The organism is Acinetobacter sp. ANC 5378, assembly GCF_013004315.1.
GTDB lineage: Bacteria > Pseudomonadota > Gammaproteobacteria > Pseudomonadales > Moraxellaceae > Acinetobacter.
On sequence record NZ_JABERK010000028.1, the window covers coordinates 1 to 13926 of the forward strand.

Below are 13926 nucleotides of genomic sequence, written 5' to 3' on the forward strand. Positions count from 1 at the left end.
ACTTAAATCCTATAGAAAAAATGTGGTCACGAGTAAAAATGATTCGCAATAAGTTTAGAGTTAAAGATATTGATAAATTGTTTAAAGATTACTGTAATGATTTATTTGGTATTTAGCTATAGTTTACTGAAAGGTCAATATCATTTAGTGACGACTAAAGCGAGAAGTCTTGAAGGCTATTTAGCAGGTATTTATGCAACTTTGTGTGCTTATCAGCTCTGCCATAAAAATAAGCCAATGATCAAAATTAGTGAAGCATTAGCTTAAACAGGATTCGGGTTATTTAGAATTCATAATATAGGTAAAGGTGATTGCTATAATTTACAGGCAGCCTTAATTGAAGGCCAATCATCAAGAGAGTTTATTAGTTTTCTAAAAGTTCGAAATTTGGCGACAATATCTTTAAGTGCATTTAAAAATAATTTTGTAGAACATTATGATAAAGATTTATATGGAGTTAATAATTTAATTGATTTTAGCGAAAGTAAATACACTGGTGAAATTATATTCGTAAAAATAAAAATGGAATATGAAAATATATACGGACAAAAGTTTAAAGAAATATTTGAAATAAAGTTTCCTTTAAAACCAGATTTTGACAAGATGTTAAAGCAATATAATTTTGATAGAGAATAATATATTTAAGTGTTTTGACTCTATTTATCACCTTGCTGAGCTTCAAGGACAACATTTATATCTTGGATTCTCCCACAATATTTCGTTGAAAATTACCGCTCGAAAGCCTTTAAAGTTTAGTAAAATTTAAGTAAGGAGCGCAGACTTCACAATGATTACTTTTTCGGCTGATCAGGAAAAAATTTGCATCGTATTCCTTTATGTATGATTTATTTCCATGATACCCAACATGTTTTAATTAATTGGGTTGTAAAACAGTAAATTGGTCGGTTTAAATTTTGATCACAAATCTAGAGTTTAATTAATATAAAATATTGATAAATAAATAATATTTGTTATTAAAGTCTTGAGTCATTGCTCATGTAATGAGGTGTGTGAATGTAGTCGAAGAGACCAGCTGAGACTGCCTGTACTCGAAAAAATACGAAATTTCAAGTAGAATATAAGGATTGGTGAACAACACCGATATATATGAATTTTCAGCCAAGAAGCAATATGAAACAATATTGTTGTTTAGCTGAGGTGCAATGAGCACCGATACTTTCGATGTTTTATTTAAGCAAATCGGTTCGTAGGGCTGGGCCAAAAGCTCGGTTCTCAAAACTCAATCTAACGCAAGGGGCTATATATGGCTGGTGGAAAGTCAACTATCATTTACACTCTGACTGACGAGGCGCCATTGTTGGCGACTTATTCGCTGCTGCCGATCATTGAGACCTTTACCAAGCCGGCCGGTATCGAGATTGTCAAAAGTGACATCTCTGTAGCCGTTCGCGTGCTCGCAGAATTTGCAGACTGCCTAAATGAAGAGCAGAAAGTTCCCGATATCCTCGCGGAGCTAGGTCATCTTACACAAGATCCAGATACCAACATTATTAAATTACCGAATATCAGTGCCTCTGTTGGCCAGCTAACAGCGTGTATTAAAGAACTTCAGTCAAAAGGCTATGCAATCCCGGATTATCCGGAAAACCCAACGACTGAAGAAGAAAAATCAATCAAGGTTCGTTATGGCAAATGCTTAGGCTCTGCTGTAAACCCAGTATTACGTGAAGGTAACTCTGACCGTCGTGCGCCTGCCGCAGTGAAAAACTACGTTAAGAAACACCCGCATTCAATGAGCGAGTGGAAACAGTGGTCACAAACTCACGTTTCGCACATGAATGAAGGTGACTTCTACCACGGCGAAAAGTCAATGACACTTGACCGCGCGCGTGATGTGAAAATGGAATTGATCACGAAAAGTGGCGAAACCATCGTGCTTAAACCAAAAGTTGCATTGAAAGATGGCGAAATCATCGACTCAATGTTCATGAGCAAAAAAGCACTTTGCGACTTCTACGAGAAAGAGCTTGAAGACTGTCGTGAAGCGGGCATTTTGTTCTCTTTACACGTTAAAGCAACCATGATGAAAGTTTCACACCCGATCGTATTCGGTCACTGTGTGAAAATTTACTACAAAGATGCATTTGAGAAGCATGGCAAGTTATTTGATGAGTTAGGTGTTAACATCAATAACGGTATGGCGAGTCTTTACGAGAAGCTTGAAACTTTACCTGCATCGCAGCGTGAAGAAATCATCCGTGACTTGCACGCGTGTCAAGAACATCGTCCAGCACTTGCGATGGTTGATTCAGCAAAAGGCATCACCAACTTCCATTCACCAAACGACGTCATTGTAGATGCTTCTATGCCTGCAATGATCCGTGGTGGCGGTAAAATGTGGGGCGCTGACGGCAAACCTTACGACTGTAAAGCCGTAATGCCAGAATCGACTTTCGCACGTATCTACCAAGAAATGATCAATTTCTGTAAGTGGAATGGCAACTTCGATCCAAAAACAATGGGTACTGTACCTAACGTTGGCTTGATGGCGCAAAAAGCTGAAGAATACGGTTCCCACGACAAAACGTTTGAAATCCCTGAAGCGGGTATTGCCAACATCACTGATCTTGAAACGGGTGAAGTGTTGATGTCGCAAAACGTTGAGGAAGGCGATATCTGGCGTATGTGTCAGGTGAAAGATGCACCGATCCGTGACTGGGTGAAACTTGCGGTAACTCGCGCGCGTAACTCTGGCATGCCGGCAATCTTCTGGCTTGACCCGTACCGTCCACACGAAAATGAATTGATCAAGAAAGTTGAAAAATACTTGAAAGATCATGACACTGACGGTTTAGATATCCAAATCATGTCACAAGTTCGTGCAATGCGTTATACGCTTGAACGTGTTGCTCGTGGTCTAGATACAATCTCTGTAACAGGTAACATCTTACGTGACTACCTGACAGACTTATTCCCAATCATGGAATTGGGTACGTCTGCGAAAATGCTTTCTATCGTGCCGTTAATGGCGGGTGGTGGTATGTACGAAACTGGTGCAGGTGGTTCTGCTCCTAAACACGTACAACAGTTGGTTGAAGAAAACCACTTGCGTTGGGATTCACTGGGTGAGTTCATGGCGCTTGCTGTTTCTCTAGAAGAAATGGGTATCAAAGAAGACAATGCTGCTGCGAAGTTATTGGCTAAGACATTAGACCAAGCGACTGGCAAATTGCTCGACAATGACAAGTCACCATCACGTCGCACTGGCGAACTTGACAACCGTGGCAGCCACTTCTACCTAGCGAAATACTGGGCTGAAGCGTTAGCTGCTCAAGACGAAAATGCTGAATTGAAAGCGAAGTTTGCTCCGCTTGCTAAAGCATTGGCTGAAAATGAAGACAAGATCGTTGCTGAGCTAGCTGCTGTTCAAGGTAAAGCGGCTGACATCGGTGGTTACTACGCTCTTGATCAAGAGAAAGTAAATGCTGTGATGCGTCCAAGCGCAACCTTAAACGCTGCTCTTGCTTCTGTTTAAGTTTAATTTAATGCAAAGCCGGCTACTCAGCCGGTGATGCAAAGAAAAGCCGGTGCATATGCACCGGCTTTTTTTCGTCCGCAATTTCTACGGTACGAATATTCCCCAAAAAAGGAACTTATTTAAACTCAATTTTAGCGACCGTTATTACGTCCACGACCACGAGGTGCTTTAGTATTCGGGCGTGTCGTACCATTGGTTTTGCGACGTGGTTTATCCGCATCATCCATTTGCCAAATACGGGTTGTACCACCACTGGCTTTTTTCTTGCCTTTGAATGGCGCTTCGCCTTTTGCTTCGCGTGCTTTGTCTTTAGCAACCGAGAAATGCTGTTTCTTGGTTGTGGTCTTTTTCGCAAAAGAACGACCTTCATACGGTTTGTCCGCAGGAACATCTTTAAAGTCTGGGTAAAGTAAAGGTTCGATTTCCACTTGCTCACCGGGCTGTAAGCCAAGTTTTACAATGTTGAGGCTACCAATTTGAGTACGAATCAACCGTAAAGTTGGAAAACCTACCGCAGAGGTCATGCGACGAACCTGACGGTTACGACCTTCACAAATTTGAATTTCTACCCATGATGTTGGAACGCTAGCACGAAAACGTACAGGTGGCGTACGTTCCCATAACCAGTCCGGCTCATCAATTTTTTTGGCTTGAGCAGGCAGGGTGATGCCATCTTTAAGCTCAACACCTTTACGAAGTTGCTCTAAAGCTTCTTCGGTGATGTCACCATCAACCTGTACCACATAAGTTTTAAACTTTTTGTTGGCAGGGTTGGTAATGAACTGGTTCAAACCACCATGATCGGTTAAGAACATTAAGCCTTCTGAGTCTAAATCAAGACGACCAGCGATACGAAGATCAGGGTCTTGAGTGAAATCAGCCATGGTTTGATGTTTCTCATCGGCACGGAACTGGGAGAGAACGTCATAAGGTTTATTAAGAATGACGATTTTCATAGAAAATAACTACTTTGATAATGATAAATACTGGAAACGTTGAGTTTTATTTTATGGGGAAATGGCGTTATTTCCCCTGTAAATCTCAAAAACACTTAAATAGGATTACAATATTATGCGTTAAGATAAGTTGAAAGTATTGCATATTGGCAATTATTTTTTAGATTCGCCAGATAGAATAACAATAGGGAGAACGAGTACAATGGGTTATCAGAAGATTGTTGTGCCTGTGGATGGTAGCAAAATTACCGTAAATGCAGACTTGTCACTGAATGTTCCTAACAATCCTATCATTCCTTTCATTGAAGGCGATGGTATTGGTGTGGATATTACACCAACAATGAAAGCAGTGGTAGATGCTGCAGTTCAAAAAGCTTACGCTGGCAAACGTTCGATCGAATGGATGGAAGTTTACTGCGGTGAAAAAGCAGATAAAATCTATGGTACTTACATGCCGGAAGAAACGTTCGAAGCGCTTCGCGAGTTTGTCGTTTCTATCAAAGGTCCATTAACGACTCCTGTTGGTGGTGGTATTCGTTCTCTCAATGTGGCTTTACGTCAAGAATTAGACCTTTACGTCTGTGTGCGTCCAGTGCGCTGGTTCGAATGTGTTCCTTCTCCAGTTCAACATCCTGAACTGACTGACATGGTGATTTTCCGTGAAAACTCTGAAGATATCTATGCAGGGATTGAATGGAAAGCGGATTCACCCGAAGCTAAAAAAGTCATCAAATTCCTGAAAGAAGAAATGGGTGTGACTAAAATCCGTTTCGAAGAAAATTGTGGTATTGGTATTAAACCGGTCTCTAAAGAAGGGACTCAACGTCTGGTTCGTAAAGCCATTCAATTCGCAATCGACAATGACAAGCCAAGCGTGACCCTTGTTCACAAAGGCAATATCATGAAGTACACCGAAGGTGCGTTCAAAGAATGGGGCTATGAAGTTGCGCTTGAACGTTTTGGTGGTGAGCTTCTAGATGGTGGCCCATGGGTTAAAATCCGGAACCCTAAAAACGGCAAGGACATCATCATTAAAGATGTGATTGCTGATGCGTTCCTGCAACAAATCCTGATGCGTCCTTCTGAATATTCAGTGATCGCGACGCTTAACTTGAACGGTGACTACATTTCTGATGCGCTTGCAGCTGAAGTGGGTGGTATCGGTATCGCGCCTGGTGCAAACATTGGTGGTGCAATCCAGATGTACGAAGCCACGCACGGTACTGCGCCTAAATATGCAGGTCAAGACAAAGTAAACCCGGGTTCAATCATCCTTTCTGCTGAAATGATGCTGCGTGACATGGGTTGGACTGAAGCTGCCGACTTGATCATCAAAGGTGTTTCTGGTGCGATTACTGCTAAAACGGTCACTTATGACTTCGAGCGTTTGATGCCTGACGCGACTTTGTTACGTTGTTCGGAATTTGGTCAAGCAGTGATTAACAATATGGAGTAAGTCTGGGACTGAAACCTTGTGTTAGAAAAACCTGCCATTCGTTGCGGGTTTTTTGTTTTACAGAAAGCATGTTTTATTTAATGTATTTAAAATTTTAAGATGAAATGGATTCAATCACTTTAATTCTTGAAATTAATGCATCAGCATCGAAAAATGTTCACAAAGATTTTCTGCCTGAGTTTAATGATTGCATTGATACTGCTTTCAGGCTGTCAGCCACCACCATCAGGTGAAGCAGCAGGCGTACGTTACCCCATTTTATATATGCAATTACAACACATGGATTTGCCTGCACAACTTGCAATGCCGGTTGGAAATATTAAACCTCGACAAATTCAAGATACCTGGGGCGCAGCACGGAGTGAAGGGCGCACACATGAAGGTATCGATATTTTTGCCAGGCTAGGAACACCTGTACGAACCACAACTCAAGGCATTGTCTTGAAAGTCGGAACCAATAATTTGGGTGGGAAAGTGGTCTGGATTATCGGTCCAGATTTAAGCCGGCATTATTATGCCCATTTGGATGATTATGCTGACCAGATTCAAAAAGGCGACTGGGTTGAAGCCGGGGAAGTCATCGGTTATGTGGGCAATACCGGTAATGCTAAAAATACCCCGCCACACTTGCATTATGGAATCTATTTGAATGGACAGGGAGCTGTAAATCCTTATCCGTATTTAGCCTCATCCTCATAAAAATATTTACAACTTAAAGTGTTTGTTCGGTTCGCTTGTAGTGCTTTGATCGTGTATGCCATGCGAGTTGCAGCGTTCCGAGTAATAGTACAAAAGAAGCCAATATAAACTGCTGATGATAGGTCACACCGAAATGCTGCAATGTACTAAAACTTAATCCGCCAATCAGCTGAACAGATGCAAAACACAGTGTCGCAATACTCCAGAGTTTTTTATACGCCAAACCATAGAGTTGTAGAATCGTATAAGAGGTCAAAAACACGACTGCCGGATTCAGCATGCCGGTAAAAAAGGAGGAGGTAAAAGTCAGAAGTGGACTGGTGTTTAATGTGGCAATAAAAATCGCTAGGATATACAGACTATAAAGTATTTTAAGTGCAGTCATGTTACCGAATTTTCTGGCTAAAAGGTAGGCGGTAAAAGCTCCCAAAGCGCTGCCTAAGCCATAAAGAATCCAGTTAAAATTGATCCAGAATAGATTCAGCCCCAGTTCATGACTGAGATAGTCGATCCAGAACAATGAATGCGGAATATAGGCGAATGCACTACAGGCATACACAACCAGCAAGCTATAAAAAAGCGTATTCAGCTTAACTTTACTGGTGGTTACAATAGTTTGTACCGACAAATGATGCTTAAATTGTTGCAGTAAAATACTTAAGCAAACACAAATCATCAACGCGAAGCCACATAGAATCAGCCAGGCTGTTTGTATCGAAATTTGATCCAGATAAGGCAAGAAAAGCGTTGCCAATAAAACCCCAAGACCAATTCCACTAAAACCAATAAAATTGATTTTAAAGCGATCCTGAATATCACAGCACTGCGCAACCACACTAGGCGATAGAATCATCAGTAGACCACCGCTGATTCCTGAAATCACACGCCAGAAGATATACCAGGCCTGAGGAAAATTTGCAAAAGCACAGCACATTAAACTGAACATGCCGGCGATTGCGGCAATCTGGATGTATAGGGTCATGCTTTTGTTTTGGGGCAGTCGCATGGCTGCAAAAGCGCCCATCAGATAACCGAGTAAATTTGCACTCCCTAAAAGACTGGCAAAACCTACGCTCCAGTCAAATGCTTCACGTGTGCTGGGTAACAGCGCGGTATAAGAAAAACGTAAAATACCAATCCCTAAGCACATACTGAGGCATAAAAACAGACTGAGCTTGATATTGTTTGAGGACATCCATGCACTCGCAGCTATTTATTATTGATTCATCTCAATAAATAGCATGAGTCTCCAACAATGAATAGGATCAGAACTTACAAACGCTACAAAAACATCAATGTTCGAGTCATTAAGTAATATTTAAGACTGCTCTTATAGAATTGGCTGACATATAACCCTTTATTTTGCAAATTGAGTTTTCTGCATAAAGGCCTACAATCTGAATAAGTTATTGTGTTTATCTAAATTATGAATTTCTCATATCGCGCTGATATTGATGGCTTAAGGGCTATCGCCGTTTTATTGGTGATTTTTAACCATATCGGATTATCTTTCTTTTCTGGAGGATATATTGGTGTTGATGTCTTTTTTGTGATTTCAGGTTATTTAATTACCATCATTTTAACGCATGAGATTCAATCGAAACGATTTTCTGTCGCACGGTTTTACAAGAAGCGTGTGGTACGTTTAGCACCGGCTTATTTTACCGTACTCAGCGTTGTGAGCTTAATTGCCTGGCAGGTGATGCTACCTGGTGAATTGACTCAATATTTTGATAGTGTCATGTATGCAACCTTGCTCATGGCAAATATCTATATGCGCAATGAGGTGGGGGATTACTTTAGCCAAAGTGTTGAAGGTATTCCTTTATTGCATTTATGGTCGCTTGGGGTAGAAGAGCAGTTCTATATTTTTTGGCCTTTATTGTTATGGTTGTTTGTTCGAAAGGTACCACGAAAATATATGTGGGCGATCCTCAGTACATTAATCGTGACTTTACTGGTGTATGCACAGCATAAATTGACTCAAAATGCAGAGCAGGCCTATTACAGTATGCCAGTACGTGCCTTTGAGCTGCTCATTGGTGCATTGATTGGTTTTTTGCCACAGCTTAAACTGCCTAAAATGTTGGTTAAAAGTCTGGTTTGGATGGCTTTAATCGTATTGTTTACAGCAGCCATCTACTTCGATAAGCAAACTCCATTTCCTGGAGCAATGGCGCTTATACCGTGTTTGGCGACAGCATTCATCATTTATCTGGGACAATCTTCACCCTCCAGTAATGTGTTACTGAGTAATCGCTTGAGTACCTGGATCGGGAGAATTTCTTATCCTTTATATTTGTGGCACTGGCCCATTATTGTGTTATTCGGCATTTATATGCAGCCATTAAATGCAGAAAATCAGGCTGTGATTGTACTGTTGTCCATCATATTGGCATTTTTAACCTATAGATTTGTAGAAAAACCAACCAAACGTTTTGTGATGGCAGCGAATTACAAAGTGATTATCATCGGTTTTCTCGTGCCAGCCATGATTTTTATTACCCTTGCCAAGACCATCAATATAAATAAAGGTTTTCCGGATAGATTTCCTGAGTCTGTCTATAACAAGCAAGCGGCACTTAATTCATTTGCCCATATCATCCGCAATAAATGTATGGATATTGAGGATCCGGAAGCTTTACCTGATCCGAATGATTGTGTCTTGGGGAATGCTAAACCCAAAATAGATTTTTTATTGATCGGTGATTCTCATGCCAACGCTTATACCGCAATGCTAGATGTATGGGCTAAAGATGCGAATTTACGCGGCTATGACGTCACGCAAAGTTCAACCTTCTATCTACCCGGTGTACAGCGTCTGGATGCCAATTTCAATGATTGGGAAGAGCTGAGCGAATTTAAATTAAGAAATGATGCCATTACCGCTCATCTTGCAAAAACACATTATCCAGTGATTATTTTAGCGGGTTCATATGTACCGTATTTTGGTCCTGAGGTGAAACTGGAAGATGGCATTCATCATTCAAATGAAGAAATATTCAAAACTGGCTTTATGAAAGCTTTGAAAATTGCTTATCAGTCCGGTGATCAAGTCATTTTACTCAATGATGTACCTCGCTTAGATCGGGACGGGGTGCCGGCAGATTGTAATCTTCGCAATGAAATATTAAATACGCATGCGCAATGTACTGTTTCCAGGCGGAATTATGAACAACAGCTTCTGAAATTTAATCGAATTATTGCTGAAGCCAAACTGACATACCCTGACTTGAAAATTATTGACCCGACCAAGGTCATCTGTAATCAGCAGGTATGTAGAATCAGTATTGATGATGTGCCTTTATATCGGGATAAAGATACCAATCATATTAATAATCAAGGATCTCGGCAATTGGGCATTGAATATTTAAAACAGTATGGCAATCCGCTTAAAGACTAATAACGAATTGCAGTCATAAAAAAACCGCGCTATATAGCGCGGTTTTTTTATTTATTTCAGAACTTAAAACATTAGCGCATTTTTGACAGGAAACGCCCTAAACGGGTAATCGCTTCACGTAGTTCATTTTCGGCAGGCAAGAACACCACACGGAAATGATCAGGAGTCGGCCAGTTGAAACCAGTCCCTTGAACCAGTAACACTTTTTCAGCACGCAACAAGTCGAGCATGAATTTTTCGTCATCCTGAATTGGATAAATTTCCGGATCCAGTTTAGGGAAGCAATACATCGCACCTTCAGGTTTGACACAAGATACGCCCGGAATTTCATTCAACATTTCCCAAGCGATATTGCGTTGTTCATATAAACGACCACCCGGACGAATCAAGTCATTAATAGACTGATAACCACCTAAAGCGGTTTGAATGGCATATTGTGCTTGATGGTTGGCACATAGGCGCATCGATGCCAACATGTCTAAACCTTCAATGTAGTCCATTGCACGTGATTTATCACCGGTAATGGCCATCCAGCCTGAACGGAAACCCGCAATTCGATAGGCTTTAGACAAACCATTAAACGAGATGCAGAGCTGGTCACCCGCAAGCGCAGCCACAGCGACATGTTCAATGCCGTCATAAATAATTTTGTCGTAAATTTCATCAGCGAACAAAATCAGGTCATATTTTTTTGCAAGATCAACGATTTGTTGCAATACATGACGTGGATAAACCGCACCCGTTGGGTTATTCGGATTGATAATCACGATACCACGGGTATTTGGCGTGATTTTACTTTCCATATCCGCAATGTCTGGATACCAGTAGTTTTCTTCATCACATTTATAGTGAATCGCTGTACCACCAGACAAGTTTACCGCAGCTGTCCATAATGGATAATCTGGCATTGGAACCAGCATTTCATCGCCATCATCCAGCAAGCCTTGCATTGCCATGACAATCAGTTCAGATACGCCATTACCGATATACACATCATTGACCTGCATATCCAAAATGCCTTTTTGCTGGTAATACTGACAAATCGCTTTACGCGCAGGGAAAATCCCTTTCGAGTCTGTATAACCCACGGCATTGGGTAAGTTTAAAGCCACATCATTAATAATTTCTTGTGGCGCTTCAAAGCCGAATGAGGCGGGATTACCGATATTAAGTTTAATAATTTTGTGACCGGCTTCTTCCATTTCATTGGCCGCTCGTAACACAGGTCCGCGAATGTCGTAGCATACATGATCGAGCTTAGACGATTTCTTAATTTCGCGAGGGGTTTGGAGAGTGTTCGGCATTTTGATGTTCTCGGAAGGAGTGGAGGTCACTTTTGCATAACGATATAAATAACTTTTAAATGTCTCAGTTGTTACTAAATCAAGATTGTGTTCATCCCGAAGTAAAGCAACAATTTTTTCGTGCGTAAATCCTGCCTGTTGATACTGTTTAATCACAGGAAGCAAATTTTTAAAAATAACGCTCTTTTTTTGCGACATTTTTTAATCCTGAGCAAGCTTATGACAAAGAGTAACACTAAATTTGCTCACAAAAAAGCATTTCTTAAATAAATTGCTCACTCTATTTTTGACTTTGCTTACTTTTTGCTTTTTTAGGTAAATTATAGGTCTTTTGTAAAATGTTAACGAAAGACTAGAAATTTAAATATGAATGACGTAAATATAGGATTATTTTATTTTAAATAGCAAGGAAGAAGGTACGTAGCCATGGGAAAACTCAATAAATCAGACCGAGAATGGCAAAGAGAGTTATCACCTGAAGAGTTCCGTATTACACGTCAAAAGGGAACCGAGCCTGCATTTACAGGTAAATACTGGAACACAAAACAAGATGGTACTTATGTCTGCCGTTGTTGTGGTGAGCCGTTATTTAGCTCAGAAACAAAATACGACAGTGGCTGTGGTTGGCCCAGTTTCTATAAAGCCTTAAATAATTCTGCAATTGAAGAACATACCGATACGACACACGGTATGGTGAGAACAGAAATTGTTTGTCATCATTGTGACGCACATTTAGGCCATGTTTTTGAAGATGGTCCACAGCCAACAGGGTTACGCTATTGCGTAAATTCAGCTTCATTAGAATTAAAAACACAAGAAAAAAATGACGAGGAAACCTATCCATGACCAACATTTATCAGTTTGAGGCTGAGTTGTTAGATGGAAAAAATAAATCATTTGCTGATTATGAAGGCAAAGTTTTATTGATTGTAAATACTGCCAGTAAATGCGGTTTTACCCCCCAGTTTGCAGGTCTTGAAAAGTTGTATGAGAAATACAAAGATCAAGGTTTGGAGGTTTTGGGATTTCCCTGTAACCAGTTTGGCGGACAAGATCCTGGATCCAATGAACAAATCGGGGCTTACTGCCAAAAAAATTATGGCGTAACATTTCCCATGTTTTCAAAGGTAGATGTTAAAGGCCCAGAAGCGCACATTTTATTCCGTTATTTGACCAATAACAGTAAAGGAATACTCGGAAACGGGATCAAATGGAATTTCACCAAGTTCTTGATTGGTAAAGATGGCAAAGTGTTAAATCGTTTTGCACCGACCACCAAACCTGAAGATATGGAAAGTGAAGTTGAAGCTGCTTTGGCAAAGTAGTCAAAAGTAATTATCAGCTAAAGTAAAATAGGGCGATCAATTGATCGCCCTAAATCTATCTAAAAAATGCTGTTTAGATTTTTTAAATGAGTAGCGTGTTTATAAAATCGCTTTTAAACGTTGAATGGCTTGTTCACACTGCGCAATATCTGCAACCAAAGCTAGACGTACATGGTTTTCACCCGGATTGCCTTGTTCGGTATCACGAGAAAGGTAACGTCCAGGAAGCACTTTAATATGCGCTTTTTCCATCAGCATTTTGGCAAAAGTTTCATCATTGTCTACTTTTAACCAGTAATAAAAACCTGCATCCGGTTTTTTCAGTGGCAATAAGTGACCGAGCTCTTTTTGGAACAGTTCAAATTTGGCACGATAAAGTTTACGGTTTTCTTCAACATGTTCTTCATCGTCCCAAGCAGCAATAGATGCTAGTTGATGTTGAACTGGCATCGCTGCACCGTGATAGGTACGGTATTGCAAATAAGGTTTGAGTAATGCCGCATCACCAGCGACAAAACCTGAACGCATTCCTGGTAAGTTTGAGCGTTTAGAAAGTGAGTGGAACACGACACAGTTTTTGTAGTCGTCACGTCCAATTTCAGCACAAACTTCAAGTAAGCCCACGGGTGCTTCATCAAACCAAAGTTCTGAATAACATTCATCCGATGCAATGACAAAGTCGTATTTGTCAGAAAGTTCAATCAATTTCTTGAATTGTTCTTTAGATAATACCGCACCTGTTGGATTGCCCGGTGTACAGACAAAGAGCAATGCTGTTTTTTCCCAGACTTCGGCAGGAACCGCATCAAAATCACCGAGGTAATTGTTTTCTTCTGTACAGTTAATGAAGTACGGTTTTGCACCCGCCAGTAAAGTCGCACCTTCGTAAATTTGATAGAACGGATTTGGCATCACCACATAAGGTGCATCTTCACGGTTCACTAAAGCTTGGACAAAAGAGAAGATCGCTTCACGAGTTCCAGATACAGGAAGAACATTAGTTTCAGCACTAATGCTGTTCAGCTTGAAGCGACGTGTCAGCCAGTTGGCGATACTTTGGCGGAGTTCTGGTAAACCTTTGCTGTTTGGGTAAGTCGATAAATGCTTAAAGTTGTCAATAATTGCTTGTTTTACAAACTCTGGCGCAGGATGCTTCGGTTCACCAATCGATAATGGAATGAGTGGTAAATCTGCAGGTTGAATATCCTGAAAAAGTTTATTTAACTTTTCAAAAGGATAGGGGTGCAATAATGACAAACTTGAGTTCATGAAATCGGTACCGCT

General features: G+C 40.6%; 11 protein-coding genes and 1 pseudogene. 8 read left to right on the plus strand and 4 right to left on the minus strand.

The window, feature by feature from the left end; translation table 11 throughout:
- Positions 1-117 precede the first annotated feature (117 nt).
- The 3 genes and pseudogenes from HLH16_RS07090 to HLH16_RS07100 all read left to right on the plus strand — a co-directional run.
- Positions 118-267 (plus strand): annotated as a pseudogene (locus HLH16_RS07090) (IS982 family transposase); the annotation flags it as partial.
- Positions 268-387: 120 nt separating this feature from the next.
- Complete coding sequence (locus tag HLH16_RS07095) at positions 388-636, plus strand: hypothetical protein (RefSeq protein ID WP_171528812.1); 249 nt, start codon at positions 388-390, stop codon at positions 634-636.
- 628 nt (positions 637-1264) lie between these two features.
- Complete coding sequence (locus HLH16_RS07100) at positions 1265-3496, plus strand: NADP-dependent isocitrate dehydrogenase (protein ID WP_171528813.1); 2232 nt, start codon at positions 1265-1267, stop codon at positions 3494-3496.
- 134 nt (positions 3497-3630) lie between these two features.
- Here the strand turns inward: HLH16_RS07100 and HLH16_RS07105 are convergent, their stop codons facing one another.
- A complete protein-coding gene (locus tag HLH16_RS07105; protein ID WP_171528814.1) occupies positions 3631-4455 on the minus strand; it encodes an rRNA large subunit pseudouridine synthase E in 825 nt (274 codons plus the stop codon).
- Between the two features lie 202 nt (positions 4456-4657).
- Here HLH16_RS07105 and icd point away from each other — a divergent pair, with 202 nt between their 5' ends.
- Both icd and HLH16_RS07115 read left to right on the plus strand, forming a co-directional pair.
- Entirely contained in the window at positions 4658-5911 is a 1254-nt protein-coding gene (gene icd / locus HLH16_RS07110; protein WP_171528815.1) for an NADP-dependent isocitrate dehydrogenase, read from the plus strand.
- 153 nt (positions 5912-6064) lie between these two features.
- Positions 6065-6610, plus strand: coding sequence for a M23 family metallopeptidase (locus HLH16_RS07115; RefSeq protein ID WP_171528816.1), 546 nt, complete (start codon positions 6065-6067; stop codon positions 6608-6610).
- Between the two features lie 13 nt (positions 6611-6623).
- Here HLH16_RS07115 and HLH16_RS07120 read toward each other — a convergent pair whose 3' ends face one another.
- On the minus strand, positions 6624-7805 hold the full coding sequence (locus HLH16_RS07120; protein ID WP_171528817.1) for a YbfB/YjiJ family MFS transporter: 1182 nt from the start codon (positions 7803-7805) through the stop codon (positions 6624-6626).
- Positions 7806-8036: 231 nt separating this feature from the next.
- Here HLH16_RS07120 and HLH16_RS07125 point away from each other — a divergent pair, with 231 nt between their 5' ends.
- Positions 8037-10013 (plus strand): acyltransferase family protein, encoded by a 1977-nt coding sequence (locus HLH16_RS07125; RefSeq protein WP_171528818.1) that lies wholly within the window; start codon positions 8037-8039, stop codon positions 10011-10013.
- A gap of 71 nt (positions 10014-10084) precedes the next feature.
- Here the strand turns inward: HLH16_RS07125 and HLH16_RS07130 are convergent, their stop codons facing one another.
- Positions 10085-11515, minus strand: a complete 1431-nt coding sequence (locus HLH16_RS07130) for a pyridoxal phosphate-dependent aminotransferase (protein WP_171528819.1) — start codon at positions 11513-11515, stop codon at positions 10085-10087.
- Positions 11516-11743: 228 nt separating this feature from the next.
- On the opposite strand from HLH16_RS07130, the gene msrB reads away from it, so the two are divergent.
- Complete coding sequence (gene msrB, locus HLH16_RS07135; protein WP_131286451.1) at positions 11744-12163, plus strand: peptide-methionine (R)-S-oxide reductase MsrB; 420 nt, start codon at positions 11744-11746, stop codon at positions 12161-12163.
- Positions 12160-12642, plus strand: coding sequence for a glutathione peroxidase (locus HLH16_RS07140; protein ID WP_131286449.1), 483 nt, complete (start codon positions 12160-12162; stop codon positions 12640-12642). The genes msrB and HLH16_RS07140 overlap by 4 nt, the downstream gene beginning before the upstream one ends.
- 99 nt (positions 12643-12741) lie before the next feature.
- Here HLH16_RS07140 and dapC read toward each other — a convergent pair whose 3' ends face one another.
- Positions 12742-13911 carry a succinyldiaminopimelate transaminase gene (gene dapC / locus HLH16_RS07145; RefSeq protein WP_171528820.1) on the minus strand — a complete coding sequence of 390 codons (1170 nt, stop codon included), beginning with the start codon at positions 13909-13911 and terminating at the stop codon, positions 12742-12744.
- Between the last annotated feature and the right edge of the window lie 15 nt (positions 13912-13926).